This window comes from Streptomyces sp. NPDC051662, assembly GCF_040681655.1.
Lineage (GTDB): Bacteria > Actinomycetota > Actinomycetes > Streptomycetales > Streptomycetaceae > Streptomyces.
The window spans coordinates 146,977-163,827 of sequence record NZ_JBFAZD010000004.1 but is presented as its reverse complement, the minus strand read 5'-3'; the positions used below and the strand labels follow the sequence as shown (position 1 = coordinate 163,827).

Here is a 16,851-nt window from a genome sequence, read left to right as displayed (position 1 = left end):
GCGACCCTTCTCGTCCGTTCCGGAGCGGCGTGTGTGACGCTGGCTCACATGTCTGTCGTGCGTGATCTGCGTGTGCTCCTGCGCCTCGGAAACTTCCGCCGACTACTGGCGGTCCGGCTGCTCTCTCAGGCGGCCGACGGTGTCTTCCAGGTGGCGCTCGCCACGTACGTCGTCTTCTCCCCGGAGAAACAGACCTCGCCCGGCGCGATCGCCTCCGCGATGGCCGTGCTCCTGCTGCCGTATTCACTGGTCGGCCCGTTCGCCGGGCTGCTGCTGGACCGCTGGCAGCGCCGCCAGGTCTTTCTGTACGGGAATCTCCTGCGGGCCCTTCTCGCTGGCTGTACGGCGGTGCTGATCGTGGCCTCCGTGCCCGACTGGCTCCTCTTTGCCGCGGCGCTCTCCGTGACCGCCGTCAACCGGTTCGTTCTCGCCGGGCTCTCCGCCGCCCTGCCGCGTGTGGTGGACGACGAGCGGCTCGTCCTCGCGAACTCGCTCTCCCCGACCGCCGGAACCCTCGCCGCGACCGCGGGCGGCGGACTCGCCTTCGTCGTACGGCTGACGATCGCGGACTCCGACGCGGCCGTGATGCTGCTGGGCGCCGCCCTCTATCTCTGCGCGGCACTCGCCTCCCTCCGGCTGGCGCGCGAGCTGCTGGGCCCCGAAAAGTCATCGCGAGAGGGGCCCCGGCTGAGCACCGCACTGTCCTCCACGGCACGCGGGCTCGCGGACGGTGTACGGCATCTCGCCGAGCGGCGGCCGGCGGCCGGAGCGCTGGCGGCCATGACGGTGATGCGCTTCTGCTACGGAGCGCTGACGGTGATGGTGCTGATGCTCTGCAGATACGCCTGGACGGAGCGGGAGGACAACGGGCTGGCGCTGCTCGGGCTGGCCGTCGCCATCTCCGGGGCGGGGTTCTTCGCCGCCGCGGTTCTCACACCCTGGGCGGCGGGACGGCTCGGCCCGTTCGGGTGGATGGCGCTGTGCGCGGGAGCGGCGGCCGTCCTGGAGCCGGCCTTGGGGCTGACCTTCGCGCCCACGCCCATTCTGGCCGCCGCCTTCATTCTCGGCCTGATCACCCAGGGGGCGAAGATCGCCACGGACACGGTGGTGCAGACGGCGGTGGACGACGACTTCCGGGGCCGGGTCTTCTCCCTCTACGACGTCCTCTTCAATGTCGCCTTCGTCGGTGCGGCGGGGGTGGCCGCGGCGATGCTGCCGCCGGACGGTCGCTCCGTGCCGCTCGTGGTCACGATGGCCGTGCTGTACGCAGGCGTGGCCGCGGTCGTGGCGTACGCGGCGCGGAGGCGATGTTTCACGTGAAACATCGCCCCCGGAGAACCACGCGCGGGTCATGTTTCACGTGAAACATGACCCGCGCGTGGTTCGGTTCTGTGCGTCAGTTCTGTGCGGCCCACCATTCCTTGAGGGCGGCGACGGCCGTGTCGTGCTCCACCGGTCCGTTCTCCAGCCGCAGCTCCAGCAGGAACGTGTACGCGGCGCCAATCACCGGTCCGGGGCCGACGCCCAGGATCTCCATGATCTGGTTGCCGTCCAGATCGGGCCTGATGGCGTCCAGCTCCTCCTTCTCCTGGAGCTGGACGATGCGCTCCTCCAGGCCGTCGTAGGCCCGGGAGAGAGCGCTCGCCTTGCGCTTGTTCCGTGTGGTGCAGTCGGAGCGGGTCAGCTTGTGGAGCCTGTCGAGCAGGGGCCCGGCGTCACGTACGTAGCGCCGCACCGCCGAGTCGGTCCATTCGCCCGTTCCGTAGCCGTGGAAGCGCAGGTGCAGCTCCACCAGCCGGGAGACATCCCTCACCATCTCGTTGGAGTACTTGAGCGCGGTCATGCGCTTCTTGGTCAGCTTCGCGCCCACCACCTCGTGGTGATGGAAGGAGACCCGGCCGTCCTTCTCGAAGCGGCGCGTCCGGGGCTTACCGATGTCGTGCAGCAGCGCGGCCAGCCGCAGCACCAGGTCCGGCCCGTCCTCCTCCAGGTCGATGGCCTGTTCCAGGACGGTCAGCGAGTGCTCGTAGACATCCTTGTGCCGGTGATGCTCATCGCTCTCCAGCCGCAGCGCCGGCAGCTCGGGCAGCACCCGGTCGGCGAGCCCGGTGTCGACGAGCAGCGCCAGGCCCTTGCGCGGGTGGGCGGAGAGGATCAGCTTGTTCAGCTCGTCCCGTACGCGTTCCGCGGAGACGATCTCGATGCGGCCGGACATGTCCTTCATGGCCTCGACGACACCCGGGGCCACCTCGAAGTCCAGCTGAGCGGCGAACCGTGCGGCCCGCAGCATCCGCAGGGGATCGTCGGAGAACGACTCCTGAGGGGTGCCAGGGGTGCGCAGCACCTGGGCGGAGAGGTCCTCCAGCCCGCCGTGGGGATCGATGAACTCTTTCTGCGGCAGCGCGACGGCCATCGCGTTCACGGTGAAGTCCCGGCGCACGAGGTCTTCCTCGATGGAGTCGCCGTAGGACACCTCGGGTTTGCGTGATGTCCGGTCGTAGGCTTCCGAGCGGTACGTCGTCACCTCGATCTGGAAGCGCTGATCGGCGTCTCCGACACGGGCGTCCTTCTGGACACCGACCGTGCCGAAGGCGATCCCCACTTCCCACACCGAATCCGCCCAAGGCCTGACGATCTTCAGAACGTCCTCGGGCCGGGCATCGGTCGTGAAGTCCAGGTCATTGCCGAGCCGGCCGAGAAGGGCGTCCCTGACCGAGCCGCCGACCAGGGCGAGTGTGAATCCGGCCTCCTGGAACCGGCGCGCGAGATCGTCCGCGACGGGGGATACCCGCAGCAGTTCACTGACCGCACGGCGCTGCACCTGACTGAGGGCACGGGGATTGTCTTCATTGGCATTCGGCACAACAGAAAAGGGTACGTGCCGTGACCCTCACGGGCGCCCCGGTTTCGGGCCGCCCCCGCCTCGATGCGGAGGTTTCCGGTGGCTCATGAGATTCTTCCGATCATGTGGAGCGGTTCCCAGCACTTCGCCACAGCGCACATCGTTACCATGCGTGGACGCGGTAATTGACAACCACCAACGGCAACCGACGATGACTAAGGACGGGCGAGCGCGTGGCGGAGGCGGCAGACTTCCAGGGGATGGGTCATTCTCCTGCCCGCCGGTGGCTGCGGCGCACGGCCTCTGTGCTGGCCGGAGCGCCGCTTCTGGCGGGGTTGCTGGCCGGGACGGCGGCGCCCGCCGCCCAGGCCGCTCCGACGACCTCCGGCTCCCATACGGTCCATGTGTCGCTCGACACACTGGCACCCAGCGCACCGGTGAAGGGCGACACGCTCACCGTCTCCGGGACGGTCACCAACGAGGGCAAGAGCACCATCACCAACGCCCAGGTCGATCTGCGCGTCGGCCCGCGGATGTACGGCAGGACGGCCATCGACGACGCCGCCGAGCGCACCAGCACCTCCGGTGATGTGGCTCCGATCGGTGGCAAGTACAAGGTCACCATCCCGAAGCTCGCCGTCGGCATCCCCCAGGACTTCGCCCTCTCGGTACCGGTCAGCAAGCTCGGACTCGGCCAGGACGGCGTCTATCAGCTCGGCGTCTCGCTGACCGGGCAGACCTCGTCCGCGCAGTACGACCACGTGCTGGGCATCCAGCGCACCTTCCTGCCCTGGCAGCCGGACGCGACGGAGGAGAAGACACAGCTCACCGTCCTCTGGCCGTTGATCTCGTCGACGCGGCTGTCCGCGGAGACCGGCTCGGACGATCAGCAGACCCCGGTCTTCGAGAACGACGATCTGGCGGAGGAGCTTGCCCCCGGCGGGCGGTTGGAGCAGCTGGTCTCGCTCGGTAACCAGCTTCCCGTCACCTGGGTGATCGACCCCGACCTGCTGGCCACCGCCGACGCCATGACCAAGAACTACCAGGTCAGAAGCGGTGACACGACCGTCCCCGGCAAGAACCAGGCCGTGGCCACCAAGTGGCTCAACGCCCTGGAGAAGGCGGTGCAGGGACGCAAGGTCGTCGCGTTGCCGTTCGCCGATCCGGACCTGGCGTCGCTGGCCCACCGCGGCAAGGACGTGTCCGGCGCGCTCAGCCATCTGCAGCCCGCCACGGATGTGGCCGGGAAGACCGTGGAGACCATCCTCCATGTGAAGCCGTCCGTCGACTTCGCCTGGCCCGTGGACGGTGCGATCGACCCCTCGATCGTCGATGTAGCTACCTCGGCGGGTGCTCACAAGGTCATCACCCGCAGCGACAGCCTCCAGGACAATCTGCCGTACACCCCCACCGCGGCACGGCCGATCGGCGGCGGGACGACAGCCGTCGTCGCCGACACCCGGCTCTCCACCGCGTTCCAGGGGGATATGTCGGAGGCGGGCGCGTCCACTCTCGCGGTGCAGAAGTTCCTCGCCCAGTCGCTGGCCGTGACGCTCCAGGACCCGGAGAATCAGCGCAGTATCGTCGTCGCTCCCCAGCGGATGCCGAGTGCCGCCCAGGCACAGTCGATGGCGCGCGCGCTGCGGGGCCTGGACCCCGAGCGCTGGACCGAGGCGTCCGATCTGATGGCGGCGGCCGCGGCGACACCCGACTCGGACGCCACCACCAAGGTGCCCGGCTCTTCGCGTTACCCGGAGAAGCTGCGGGACCAGGAGCTGCCGGCCGAGGTCTTCCTTGACATCAAGGAGACACAGGAGCGGCTCGACAACTTCCAGGCCATCCTCAGCGCCCCGGACCGGGTGGCCGCGCCCTTCGGTAACGCGATCGGCCGGGCGATGTCGACCTCGTGGCGCGGGGAGCCTGACACGGCCCAGCAGTACCGCGGCACGGTGGAGGACTACCTGGTGGGCCTCACCACCGAGGTGCAGCTCATCCCGAAGTCCGTGCTCACCCTGTCGGGGCGCAGCGCGACGATCCCGGTGACCGTCCAGAACCAGCTGCTGCAGGGCGTCCAGAATCTGGTGCTGCGCCTGAAGTCCGACAACCCGACGCGGCTCAAGCTGGACGGCGACCGAGCGGTCGCGGAGCGGCCGATCAAGATCGACGGCGGGCACAGCCAGTCGGTGAAGTTCACCGGCGCGGGCAACGCCAACGGGCCGGTGCAGGTGACCGCCCAGCTGTACACGACGGACGGCACGCCGTACGGCAGTCCGATGACGTTCCAGGTCAAGGTCTCCGAGATCACACCCACCGTGATGCTCGTCATCGCCGGCGGTGTGCTGCTTCTTGTCCTCGCGGGGGTCAAGATGTACAGCCAGCGCAAGCGCGCGGTGGCCCGTAAGGCCGCCGCGGAGGACACGGACGGCGCAGAGGGCGGCGCAGACGGCACCGGCGCGGACGGGAACGCGCGGGACACGCAGAGCACGGACGGCGCGCGGGCCGCTGAGGGCACAGATCCCGGGCAGCCGAGTGACCCGACACCGGACACCGGTCCGGAAAGCGCGGACGCGTCGGGCGCGGGTGAGAAAGTGGACCGTTGAGCGATGTCGTGGCCGGTCGGCCGGGGACGATGAGGTGGGGTAACCATGAACGCGCCGTACGACGGTGACCGTGGGCAGGGCGCGGGTGGCGACCCGGCGGGCCAGATTCCGCCCACGCCCACTCCGCCGTCCGCCCAGGATCCCTATGTCCAGGATGCCTACAACCGGGACCCCTACTGGTCACAGGACCTTTCCGCGCAGGATCCGGTGACGGAGGCGCTCTACGACCGCGCCTCGCATCCGCCGCCTCCTCCCGGCACCTATCCGGAGGCCCATCAGCTCTACCAGCAGCCGCCCACCCCGCAGAACGCGCCCGATCCCCGGGTCTGGGCCCAGACCCCACCGCCCGAGCCCTCCGGGCCGATGCGCCATCTCCCGTACGGAGAGAACCCGAGGACCACCCAGTTCACCGGCATCGACGACCTGGTCTCCCGGGCCGGCGACGAAAGCGTGCCGCCGGACGCGTTCGCCCACCTCTACCGCGACCAGCAGGGCTCGGGCCAGGTACTGACCGCGCCGGAGCCCGAAGCCGCACCCGCACCGCCGCCCCCCAAGAAGTCGGGAGGCAAGGCCGCCGGTCTGCTCAAGTCCAGTGCCCTGATGGCCGCGGGCACGCTGGTCTCCCGGCTCACCGGCTTCGTACGGAGCCTGGTGATCACCGCCGCGCTGGGCGCGGCCCTGCTCGGTGACTCCTTCACCGTGGCGTACACGCTGCCGACGATGATCTACATCCTGACCGTCGGGGGCGGTCTCAACTCCGTGTTCGTCCCGCAGCTCGTGCGGGCGATGAAGAACGACGACGACGGTGGCGTCGCCTACGCCAACCGGCTGCTGACCCTCGTCATGGTGGCGCTCGGCGCGATCGTGGCCCTCGCCGTGTTCGGGGCGCCGTGGCTGGTGCGGCTGATGTCGGACCCGATCGCAAGTGACGCGGCCGCCAACAACGTCGCGGTCACCTTCGCCCGCTACTGCCTGCCCACGATCTTCTTCATGGGTGTGCATGTGGTGATGGGCCAGATCCTCAACGCACGCGGGAAGTTCGGCGCGATGATGTGGACTCCGGTCCTCAACAACATCGTCATGATCACCACGTTCGGTCTGTTCATCTGGGTGTACGGCACCGCCGCCGACTCGGGGATGACCGTGCGGACGATCCCGCCGGACGGCGTGCGGCTGCTGGGCATCGGTACGCTGCTCGGTCTGGTCGTCCAGGCGCTCGCGATGATCCCCTACCTCCGCGAGACCGGCTTCCGGTTCCGTCCGCGCTTCGACTGGAAGGGCCACGGCCTCGGCAAGACGGTCAAGCTGGCCAAGTGGACGGTCCTGTTCGTCCTCGCCAACCAGGCCGGTGTCCTGGTCGTCACCCAGCTCGCCACGGCCGCCGGCGTTGCCTCCGGCAAGGACGGCACCGGCATCCTGGCCTACACCAACGCCCAGCTGATCTGGGGCATGCCGCAGGCCATCATCACCGTCTCCGTCATGGCCGCCCTGCTGCCCAGGATCTCCCGCGCCGCCCACGACGGCGACCCGGGCGCGGTACGGGACGACATCTCCCAGGGCCTGCGCAACTCGGCGGTCGCGATCGTTCCGATCGCCTTCGGGTTCCTCGCACTGGGTGTCCCGCTGTCGATCCTGATGTTCTCGTCCAGCGGCCTGGAATCGGCACGCTCCATGGGCTTCATCCTGATGGCGTTCGCCCTCGGACTCATCCCGTACTCCGTGCAGTACGTCGTCCTGCGCGGCTTCTACGCCTACGAGGACACCAGGACCCCCTTCTACAACACGGTCATCGTCGCCGCGGTCAACGCCGCCGCCTCCGCCGTCTCGTATCTGGTCCTGCCCTCCCGCTGGGCCGTGGTCGGCATGGCCGCCTCCTACGGCCTCGCCTACGCGGTCGGCGTCGGTATCGCCTGGCGCAGGCTGCGGAACCGACTGGGCGGCGATCTGGACGGCGGCCGCGTCCTGCGTACGTACGCCCGGCTCTGCCTTGCGGCGGTCCCCGGGGCCCTCGTAGCGGGCGCTATCGCCTACGCCGTCCTGAACGCTCTGGGCAGCAGCGCCCTCAGCTCGCTGGCGGCACTGGCCGGTGGCGGTCTCGCCCTGCTGGCCGTCTTCTTCGTCGCGGCCAAGAAGATGCGCATCGAAGAGATGAACGCCATGGTCGGCATGGTGCGCGGACGCCTCGGAAGGTAAACGCTGCACGGTCCAGCACAACCATCACCGGCTGCCGCGTGTCGTGCATAGCGTCCAACTGTGGGCACAATTGGCTTGGCTGTTGGATAGTGCGCAACGGATGGGGAGGCAGGAGCGACGGTGGCGGAACGTAGCACGGCTGCCGTCGACGTGGCCGACAACAGCGGTGATGAACCGCTGGCCGCCAAGGCGGGCAAGGCCACGACCGACGGGTTGGCGGAAGCCCGGGACGAGGCGGACAAGTCCGCACCGGACACGGGCAGCGAACGGCAGAACACCGAGCCGGGCACCTCGACGCCCGAGCTGCACAGCGGCCACAAACTCGCCAGACGCTACCGCCTGGAGGAGTGTGTCACCCGTCTGGACGGTTTCAGCAGCTGGCGAGCGGTCGATGAGAAGCTGCGCCGCGCTGTCGGCGTGCATCTCCTGCCGGCCGACCACCCACGGGCCCGTTCCGTACTGGCGGCGGCCCGGTCCTCCGCACTGCTCGGCGACCCCCGCTTCGTGCAGGTCCTGGACGCCGTCGAGGAGAACGACCTCGTCTACGTCGTCCATGAGTGGCTGCCCGACGCGGTCGAGCTGACCGCGCTCCTCGCCTCGGGGCCACTGGAGGCTCACGAGGCGTACCAGCTCGTCAGCCAGGTCTCCCAGGCCATGGCGGCGGCCCACCGTGAAGGACTCGCCCATCTGCGGCTGACCCCTGGAGCGGTACTGCGTACGTCCACCGGTCAGTACCGTATCCGCGGCCTCGCCGTGAACGCCGCTCTGCGCGGGATCAGCGCGGACCGGCCGCAGCGCACCGACACCGAGGCGATCGGCGCGCTTCTCTACGCGGCACTGACCCAGCGCTGGCCCTACGAGACCGACGCGTACGGGCTCTCCGGCCTTCCCAAGGGCGTCGGGCTCATCGCCCCCGACCAGGTCCGGGCCGGAATCCACCGCGGACTCTCCGAGCTCGCCATGCGCGCCCTGATCAATGACGGCGCCCACGCCTCCCGCCAGGAACCACCGTGCACGACCCCTGACGAGCTGGCCGCGGCCATCGCGGAGATGCCGCGCATCCGTCCGCCGGAGCCCACGTTCACGGCCCCGCCGGAGTATCAGCGCACCACCTACCAGCAGGGCACCTACGGACGCGCCCAGTCGGGCCTCGGAGCGCCTTCCCTCCCCCCGGTGGCGCCCCCGCCGCCCCCGCTCCAGAGCCGCACCGGCAAGGCGCTGAAGTGGACCGTCGCCGCGCTCCTCATCGCCGCGCTGGGTCTCGGCAGCTGGCAGGTCGCCGACCACCTCCTCGGCCAGACCAACGAGGGCGACACCACGCCCACCCAGCCGGTCACCGACGACGACAAGGCGCCCAAGCCCCTCAAGCCGCTCCAGATCGCCGACGCGGCGGAGTTCATGCCCAGCGGGTCCGGGATAAAGCCGGCTCTCGTACCGAACGCCATCGACGGCAAGCCCGGCACGGCGTGGATCACGCTCCAGTACCAGAACTACCCGAACTTCGGGAATCTGCCGGACCGCAAGCAGGGCTCAGGGATCATCGTCGACCTGGGCAGCGTGAAAGACGTCTCCGGGATCGACATCGGTATGTACCGCAAGGGCCAGAAGGCCGAGGTACTCGCGGCCGGTGCCGACGCGTCGGACCCGTCGGCGCTCGCGGACTTCTCTCAGCGTCTCACCAAGCTGGAGACGGTGGGCCGAACTCTCAAAACCACTCTCGACAAGCCCGTGCGAACCCGGTACGTATTGATCCACATCACCGAACTGCCGCAGGACGGGTCCTCCGCCGACCGCTTCCGCGGGGGAATCTCCGAGATCAAGTTCACCGGCTGAGGGATCAGGGGAGGGGGGCTCACTGTTGGACGACGCCGCGCTCGGCGACTCAAGCGACCAGGACCTTCTGAGCGCTCATGTCGCGGGCCATCCCCACGCTTTTGGCGAGTTGGTACGGCGCCATCGGGACCGGCTCTGGGCAGTGGCCCTCCGGACGCTGGGGGACCGGGAGGAGGCCGCGGACGCGGTCCAGGACGCGCTGGTCTCCGCCTTCCGGGCTGCCCATACCTTCCGCGGGCAGTCGGCCGTGACCACCTGGCTGCACCGCATCACCGTCAACGCCTGCCTCGACCGCGCCCGTAAGGCGGCCTCACGCAGGACCTCCCCCGTGGACGACACCGAGCGGCTGGAGCAGCTCCTTGAGCCTCATGAGTCGGCGGAGGCCCCCGCGGAGCGCAAGGATCTCCATCGTGAGCTGCTGGCGGCGCTGGCCAAGCTCCCCGTCGAGCAGCGGGCGGCCCTGGTCCTCGTCGATATGCAGGGCTACCCCGTGGCCGAGGCCGCCGCGGTGCTGGGCGTACCCACTGGAACGGTGAAGAGCCGGTGTGCGCGCGGCCGGGCCAGACTGCTGCCCATGCTCACGCATCTACGCGGGGCCACCAGGGATAACAGCGGTCTCGGCGGGGGAAGGAACCGGACGCCGGGGGCATCCGTCCCACCGGCATCGGAACCAAGAGACCCAGGACCACATGATCCTGCTGGAGTGAAGGGCGGAGGTGGGCGCGCGTGACATCCACGACCGACACGGATCAGCACCCGGATGTCTCGGAGATCTCCGATCTCACGGAGGGGCTCCTCTCACCGTCCCGTACCGCCGATGTACGGCGTCACCTCGACGGCTGCGCTCTGTGCGCGGATGTCCATGACTCGCTCGAAGAGATCAGAGGGCTGCTCGGCACCCTGCCCGGACCACCGCGGATGCCGGCCGATGTCGCCGGCCGTATCGATGCCGCGCTGGCGGCGGAGGCGCTGCTGAACGCCACCGCCCCCGACGAGACCGTGGATGTTTCACGTGAAACATCGCCCTCACCCCTGAAGCCCTCACCCCGGACACCTTCACCCCGGACGCTCACGGCACCGGCCGTCGCCGCGTCGACCGTCGCCGCACCGACCGGCCCGCCGAGCCCGGCGGAGTTCACCGCGGCGGACACAGTACGAACCGACCGGCCCGCCGGCCGCCCGAGGGCAGCCACCGGCCCCGGCCGCGGTGGGCAGACCCGTCGTCGCCGCCGCAATGCCGTCCTGGGAGCCGTCTTCGGAACAGCGGCCGTAGGCGTCAGCGTTCTGCTGTTCCAGTCGCTCGGGGTGTCGGACAGCAGCGGTCAGACCGACACCGCGGCCAGCGCCCCGAAGAGCGGCAGTACAGAGTTCTCGGAGGCCCAGCTCCAGAGCCGCGTGGACACGCTGCTGGCCTCAGGCGCCGTGGCCAAGGAGTCCAAGAGTCCGAAGGCCGAGGAGCCTCGCGCCGCCGGGGGTGACCGGAGCACGGCGAATTCGCCACTGCTCCAGCCCGAGCCCGAGGTGCCGCCCTGTATTCGGCAGGGCACGGGCAGCGCCACGCCCGCCCTCGCCGCCGAGCCGGGCACCTACCAGGGCAGCAGCGCCTATCTCGTCGTTCTGCCGGACGCTGCCGACAGCACCCGGGTCCAGGCCTATGTGATCGATGCGGCCTGCCTCGACAGCGATCCTTCGGGCAAGGGGAAAGTCCTCCTGAAGCACACCTACCTCCGCCGCTGACGCCCTCCATCGTGGAGCCGGGACACCTCGGGAATGCGGGACCCGTAGGATCCGTTGGATGGGGTGAAAGTCGTTGATCCGGCCCCAGTAGGCAGTCTGCAGAGACGAGGAAGAAACCCGTGAGCGACGTCCGTAATGTGATCATCATCGGCTCCGGGCCCGCCGGCTATACGGCCGCGCTGTACACCGCGCGTGCATCGCTGAAGCCGCTGGTATTCGAGGGCGCCGTCACCGCCGGTGGTGCGCTGATGAACACGACCGATGTGGAGAACTTCCCCGGGTTCCGCGACGGCATCATGGGCCCGGACCTCATGGACAACATGCGGGCGCAGGCCGAGCGCTTCGGCGCCGAGCTTGTCCCGGACGATGTCGTCGCGGTCGACCTCAGCGGTGACATCAAGACGGTCACCGACACGGCCGGCACGGTGCACCGGGCCAAGGCCGTGATCGTCACGACCGGCTCCCAGCACCGCAAGCTCGGCCTGGCCAACGAGGACACCCTCTCGGGCCGCGGTGTCTCCTGGTGCGCGACCTGCGACGGCTTCTTCTTCAAGGACCAGGACATCGCCGTGGTGGGTGGCGGCGACACCGCGATGGAGGAAGCCACCTTCCTGTCGCGCTTCGCCAAGTCCGTCACGATCATCCACCGCCGGAACACGCTGCGTGCCTCCAAGGCCATGCAGGACCGCGCCTTCGCCGACCCCAAGATCAAGTTTGCCTGGGACAGCGAGGTCGCCGAGATCCACGGCGAGCAGAAGCTCTCCGGTCTGACCCTGCGCAACACCAAGACCGGCGAGACCTCCTCGCTCCCCGTGACCGGTCTGTTCATCGCGGTGGGCCACGACCCGCGGACCGAGCTGTTCAAGGGCCAGCTCGATCTGGACGCCGAGGGCTACCTCACCGTCGCCGCCCCGTCGACGCGGACGAACCTGTCCGGTGTCTTCGGCGCCGGTGATGTCGTCGACCACACCTACCGCCAGGCGATCACCGCTGCCGGCACCGGTTGCTCCGCCGCTCTCGACGCCGAGCGTTTCCTCGCCGCGCTGAGCGACAGCGAGAACGCCGCGGCGGAGAAGACCGCCGCCGTCTGACCAGCTGTACCGACCCACACCCCGCGAATCTAAGGAGGCCGCCGTGGCCGGCGCCCTGAAGCATGTAACCGACGCCTCGTTCGACGAGGACGTACTCAAGAGCGACAAGCCCGTACTGGTGGACTTTTGGGCCGCCTGGTGCGGACCGTGCCGCCAGATCGCCCCGTCGCTTGAGGCGATCGCGGCCGAGCACGGCGACAAGATCGAGATCGTCAAGCTCAACATCGACGAGAACCCGGCCACGGCAGCCAAGTACGGCGTCATGTCCATCCCGACGCTGAACGTGTACCAGAACGGCGAGGTCGCCAAGACCATCGTCGGCGCCAAGCCCAAGGCCGCGCTCGTAAGCGACCTCAAGGACTTCATCGGCGAATGAGCCGGCACCCCCGGCTTTCGATGTTTCACGTGAAACGGGCCGACTCCCCATCGGGGAGTCGGCCCGTTTCGATTTGCGCATACCCTGCCCGGCTCAGAGCGGCCGTAGCGCGGGTTCCTTCTTGACGGCTCCCAGCAACCGGTCCAGCGCCATCTCCACATCTTCCTTCCAGGAGAGCGTGGTCCGCAGCTCAAGCCTCAGCCGTGGATACGTCGGATGCGGACGTACGGTCTTGAAGCCCACCGCAAGCAGATGATCAGCGGGGAGCACGCAGGCGGGCTCCCTCCAGCGGGCATTGCCGAATGCCTCGATCGCCTTGAACTCCCGCCGCAGCAGGTCCTTCACCACGGTCTGCACCATCACGCGGCCGAGTCCCTGCCCCTGATACCCCGGCATGATCCACGCGGTCATCAGCTGGACGGCGTCCGGAGAGACCGGGCTCGTCGGGAAGGCCATGGACCGCGGCACATACGCCGGAGGCGCGTAGAGCACAAAGCCGACCGGCACATCATCGATATAGACGACGCGACCGCAGGATCCCCACTCCAGGAGAACGGCCGAGATCCAGGCTTCCTTCTCGGCCTCGGCCCTTCCTGCCCTTACCGCTGCTTCCCCACTGACCGGATCGAGCTCCCAGAAGACACACGCTCGGCAGCGCTTGGGGAGGTCGGGAAGGTTGTCCAGCGTGAGCGGTACGAGCCGACGCCCCATGGAGGCTGTTCCTCACTTCCTTCGCCTGCCGCGCCACGGGCGGCCGTCAGCGCGCTCCGTTCCCGGAGCAGGCTGCCGACGAAGCCGCCGAGCACTCCAAGACCCAGTCCAGCCGATACCAGCCGACTGCGGCTCACCGATCGCATGGCCCCCGCTCTCCTTCTGGGATGAATCAAGGTGGATGCGCCATACCAGAACGCATCGTATCCACCCGAAGATGTCCGGCACACCGCGAGACAGCAAAGGGCGGGCCGTGTTCCGGTAAGCGTGGAACACGGCCCGCCCAGGGGCTGTTCAGAAGCCTCAGCTCTCGTCGTCCTGCTCGGCTTCCTCGGCGAGGCTCTTGTCCAGGACGCGTCCCTCACCGGGCGCGAGGGTGCCGAGAATCCGGTCCAGATCGTCTATTGAAGCGAACTCGACGACGATCTTTCCCTTCTTCTGCCCCAGGTCGACCTTCACCCGGGTCTCGAAGCGATCCGAGAGACGCGAGGCCAGATCGGTGAGCGCCGGTGACAGCCGGGCCCCGGCTCGTGGTCCCTTCGACTTGGGGGAGTTCTGCGGGCGCGAACCCATCAGGGTCACGATCTCCTCGACCGCGCGCACCGAAAGCCCCTCGGCCACGATGCGGTGCGCCAGCCGGTCCTGCTCCTCGGAGTCATCCAGCGCGAGCAGTGCCCTCGCGTGACCTGCCGAGAGCACACCGGCGGCGACTCTGCGCTGCACCGGGGGAGAGAGACGCAGCAATCGCAGCGTGTTGGAGACCTGCGGACGTGAGCGGCCGATCCGGTCGGCCAGCTGGTCATGCGTGCAGTTGAAGTCCTTGAGCAGCTGGTCGTAGGCCGCGGCCTCTTCCAGCGGATTCAGCTGGGCACGGTGCAGGTTCTCCAGCAGAGCGTCAAGCAGCAGCTTCTCGTCGTCGGTTGCGCGGACGATCGCTGGAATGCGTTCCAGACCGGCTTCCCGGCAGGCCCGCCAGCGCCGCTCGCCCATGATGAGCTCGTAGCGCTCGGACCCCACCTGCCGTACGACGACAGGCTGGAGAAGACCGACTTCCTTGATGGAAGTGATCAGTTCGGCGAGGGCGTCCTCGTCGAAAACCTCGCGCGGCTGGCGCGGGTTCGGCGTAATGGAGTCGATCGGCACTTCGGCGAAGTGCGCCCCCGCCGTGGCCGTCGGCTCGGGCACCGCTTCGAACTCCGGCGCGACCGTCTCCACTTCCGGCACCACGGCGGCCTGCGGCAGCGAAGTCACCTTCGCGGCCGCCACACCCCGCTCCGCGGTCAGTACGGGAGCCGCCCCCGGAGTAGCAGCGGACGCTCCTGAAGAGGTCACCTGCTTCTCCTGTGGAGCGGCCGGGATCAGCGCACCGAGCCCACGTCCCAATCCCCTGCGTCGCTCGCTCACTGGATCCCCTCCGACAAACTCTGCTGAGTGTTCTGACTGCCCACATGGGCCTGCTGGGCGTCGTAGTGGACCCCGACCCCTCGTAGAGCGATCTCACGGGCGGCTTCGAGATACGACAGTGATCCGCTGGACCCCGGATCGTAGGTCAGCACCGTCTGCCCATAGCTCGGCGCCTCGGAGATCCGTACGGACCGAGGGATGCTCGTCCGCAGCACCTCCTTGCCGAAGTGGCTCCGTACCTCGTCCGCCACCTGCGAGGCGAGCCGTGTCCTGCCGTCGTACATGGTGAGCAGGATGGTCGAGACATGCAGTGCGGGGTTGAGATGTCCCCGCACCAGGTCGACGTTCCGCAGCAGCTGACCCAGCCCCTCCAGCGCGTAGTACTCGCACTGGATGGGGATCAGCACCTCCGCGCCGGCGACCATCGCATTGACGGTCAGCAGGCCGAGCGAGGGCGGGCAGTCGATGAGGATGTAGTCCAACGGCTGCTCGTACGCTTCGATCGCCCGCTGCAGTCGGCTCTCCCGTGCCACCAGCGAGACCAACTCGATCTCCGCACCGGCGAGATCGATGGTGGCCGGGGCACAGAAGAGGCCTTCGACGTCGGGGACAGGCTGGACCACTTCCGAAAGCGGCTTGCTCTCCACCAGGACGTCATAGATCGAGGGAACTTCGGCGTGATGGTCGATCCCGAGCGCCGTGGAGGCGTTGCCCTGGGGATCGAGGTCGACCACCAGCACGCGCGCGCCATGGAGCGCGAGCGAGGCGGCGAGATTGACCGTGGTGGTGGTCTTCCCCACGCCGCCCTTCTGGTTGGCGACGACGATGACACGTGTCTGCTCTGGACGGGGCAGACCCTCGCCGGCGCGGCCCAGTGCCTCCACCGCCAGCTGGGCCGCACGGCCAATGGGGGTGTCGTCCATCGGGGGCGGTGTTTCACGTGAAACATCCTCCCCCGCCGACTCGGTACGGGGACCGGGGACCGGATCGGTCATCGGTCCCGCGATGTTGGCGTCGGACCGCAAGGATTCACCCTCCTCGACTTCAGACTCGCAATGGACAGAGCCTGCCATGCTTTCGGGGTCGTGAACCAGCGAGGCCCGTGGTTCTGTGGAGGAATCCGCCTCTGTGGACAACCCCGTCCCCCTTACGAGGGGCTTTCGGCCGCGCGGTGTAGCAGCAGCGCGGCCACGGCCGATGATTCCCTGCAGCAGTGAGCGACGTTTCACGTGAAACACGATGCACGGGCCGCAGAGCTACACCGTCACGACACTCCGCATTGCATAGGTATGGCAGCTTGTATGGAGCATCACTGATAGGCAGTACGGACTGTACGGCTCAACGGCGCCGCCGCGCACGGCCGGCCCGTGCGGCCTTGGCCCTCTTTGTGGCGAATCGCACACCGCCGGGGCTCTCCCCGGCCTCCACTCGCACCACGGTGGCCAGCGGGTCGACGATGCCCTCACCGACATGAAGGACCGAGGTCTCGACCACACCGAGCCTGCTCAGTGCGGCACGCGCCCCGTTGATCTCCTCCTCGGCGGTGTCGCCCTTGAGCGCCAGCATCTCGCCGTACGGCCGCAGCAGGGGCACTCCCCAGCCCGCCAGTCGGTCCAGCGGAGCCACCGCGCGCGCCGTCACCACATGCACCGGCTGCAGGGTGCCGAGGACTTCTTCGGCACGGCCACGCACCACCGTCACATGGTCCAGGCCGAGCAGCTCGACGACTTCCTGAAGAAAGTTCGTCCGCCGCAGCAGAGGTTCCAGCAGCGTGATCTTCAGATCGGGCCGTACCAGCGCCAGCGGGATCCCTGGGAGCCCCGCGCCCGAACCGACATCGCAGACCGTCACACCCTCGGGCACGACCTCGGAGAGCACCGCGCAGTTCAGCAGGTGCCGCTCCCAGAGCCGTGGAACCTCGCGCGGGCCGATCAGGCCACGCTTGACCCCCGCGTCCGCCAGCAGTTCCGCGTAGCGGACAGCCTCCGGAAAGAACTCACCGAATACAGTGCGCGCCTCGTCCGGTGCGGGGGGAAGCTCTGCTGCCTCCGTCACGGGAACCGT

At 68.7% G+C, this 16,851-nt stretch carries 13 protein-coding genes; 8 read left to right on the top strand and 5 right to left on the bottom strand.

Translation table 11 applies throughout. The features are described 5' to 3' along the window. The first annotated feature begins 48 nt into the window (after positions 1-48). Positions 49-1,320: an MFS transporter gene (locus tag AB0M67_RS08420; protein ID WP_365743993.1), complete on the top strand. Its 1,272-nt coding sequence runs from the start codon at positions 49-51 to the stop codon at positions 1,318-1,320. A gap of 76 nt (positions 1,321-1,396) precedes the next feature. Here AB0M67_RS08420 and AB0M67_RS08415 read toward each other — a convergent pair whose 3' ends face one another. Continuing rightward, positions 1,397-2,863, bottom strand: coding sequence for a CCA tRNA nucleotidyltransferase (locus AB0M67_RS08415; protein WP_365743991.1), 1,467 nt, complete (start codon positions 2,861-2,863; stop codon positions 1,397-1,399). A 212-nt stretch (positions 2,864-3,075) separates the two neighbouring features. Between AB0M67_RS08415 and AB0M67_RS08410 the strand changes: the two genes are divergently transcribed. The 7 genes from AB0M67_RS08410 (at position 3,076) to trxA (ending at position 12,672) form a co-directional block, all read left to right on the top strand. Then, positions 3,076-5,442, top strand: a complete 2,367-nt coding sequence (locus AB0M67_RS08410) for a DUF6049 family protein (protein ID WP_365743989.1) — start codon at positions 3,076-3,078, stop codon at positions 5,440-5,442. 45 nt (positions 5,443-5,487) lie between these two features. Continuing rightward, on the top strand, positions 5,488-7,635 hold the full coding sequence (gene murJ, locus AB0M67_RS08405) for a murein biosynthesis integral membrane protein MurJ (RefSeq protein WP_365743987.1): 2,148 nt from the start codon (positions 5,488-5,490) through the stop codon (positions 7,633-7,635). A 120-nt stretch (positions 7,636-7,755) separates the two neighbouring features. Further along, entirely contained in the window at positions 7,756-9,468 is a 1,713-nt protein-coding gene (locus tag AB0M67_RS08400; RefSeq protein WP_365743985.1) for a protein kinase family protein, read from the top strand. Positions 9,469-9,493: 25 nt separating this feature from the next. After that, entirely contained in the window at positions 9,494-10,198 is a 705-nt protein-coding gene (gene sigM / locus AB0M67_RS08395) for an RNA polymerase sigma factor SigM (RefSeq protein WP_365743983.1), read from the top strand. Further along, on the top strand, positions 10,195-11,205 hold the full coding sequence (locus AB0M67_RS08390; protein WP_365743981.1) for a hypothetical protein: 1,011 nt from the start codon (positions 10,195-10,197) through the stop codon (positions 11,203-11,205). The genes sigM and AB0M67_RS08390 overlap by 4 nt, the downstream gene beginning before the upstream one ends. A gap of 119 nt (positions 11,206-11,324) precedes the next feature. Continuing rightward, positions 11,325-12,296 carry a thioredoxin-disulfide reductase gene (gene trxB / locus AB0M67_RS08385; RefSeq protein WP_365743979.1) on the top strand — a complete coding sequence of 324 codons (972 nt, stop codon included), beginning with the start codon at positions 11,325-11,327 and terminating at the stop codon, positions 12,294-12,296. A gap of 43 nt (positions 12,297-12,339) precedes the next feature. Next, a complete protein-coding gene (trxA, locus tag AB0M67_RS08380) occupies positions 12,340-12,672 on the top strand; it encodes a thioredoxin (RefSeq protein ID WP_365743977.1) in 333 nt (110 codons plus the stop codon). A 93-nt stretch (positions 12,673-12,765) separates the two neighbouring features. Here the strand turns inward: trxA and AB0M67_RS08375 are convergent, their stop codons facing one another. The 4 genes from AB0M67_RS08375 to rsmG all read right to left on the bottom strand — a co-directional run bounded on the left by AB0M67_RS08375 (position 12,766) and on the right by rsmG (position 16,842). Then, entirely contained in the window at positions 12,766-13,383 is a 618-nt protein-coding gene (locus tag AB0M67_RS08375) for a GNAT family N-acetyltransferase (RefSeq protein ID WP_365743975.1), read from the bottom strand. Positions 13,384-13,686: 303 nt separating this feature from the next. Next, positions 13,687-14,787 (bottom strand): ParB/RepB/Spo0J family partition protein, encoded by a 1,101-nt coding sequence (locus tag AB0M67_RS08370; RefSeq protein ID WP_365743973.1) that lies wholly within the window; start codon positions 14,785-14,787, stop codon positions 13,687-13,689. Continuing rightward, entirely contained in the window at positions 14,784-15,860 is a 1,077-nt protein-coding gene (locus tag AB0M67_RS08365; protein ID WP_249951463.1) for a ParA family protein, read from the bottom strand. Before AB0M67_RS08365 ends, AB0M67_RS08370 begins: the two co-directional genes overlap by 4 nt. A gap of 265 nt (positions 15,861-16,125) precedes the next feature. Further along, the gene (rsmG, locus tag AB0M67_RS08360; RefSeq protein ID WP_365743971.1) at positions 16,126-16,842 is read right to left on the bottom strand and encodes a 16S rRNA (guanine(527)-N(7))-methyltransferase RsmG; all 717 of its coding nucleotides are present in this window, start codon (positions 16,840-16,842) and stop codon (positions 16,126-16,128) included. Between the last annotated feature and the right edge of the window lie 9 nt (positions 16,843-16,851).

What these genes read in the sequence shown, in the direction of transcription:
- AB0M67_RS08420 (WP_365743993.1), top strand. Translation starts at nt 49, where the DNA reads ATGTCTGTCGTGCGTGATCTGCGTGTGCTCCTGCGCCTCGGAAACTTC.
- murJ (WP_365743987.1), top strand. Translation starts at nt 5,488, where the DNA reads ATGAACGCGCCGTACGACGGTGACCGTGGGCAGGGCGCGGGTGGCGAC.
- AB0M67_RS08375 (WP_365743975.1), bottom strand. Translation starts at nt 13,383, where the DNA reads ATGGGGCGTCGGCTCGTACCGCTCACGCTGGACAACCTTCCCGACCTC.
- AB0M67_RS08365 (WP_249951463.1), bottom strand. Translation starts at nt 15,860, where the DNA reads ATGGCAGGCTCTGTCCATTGCGAGTCTGAAGTCGAGGAGGGTGAATCC.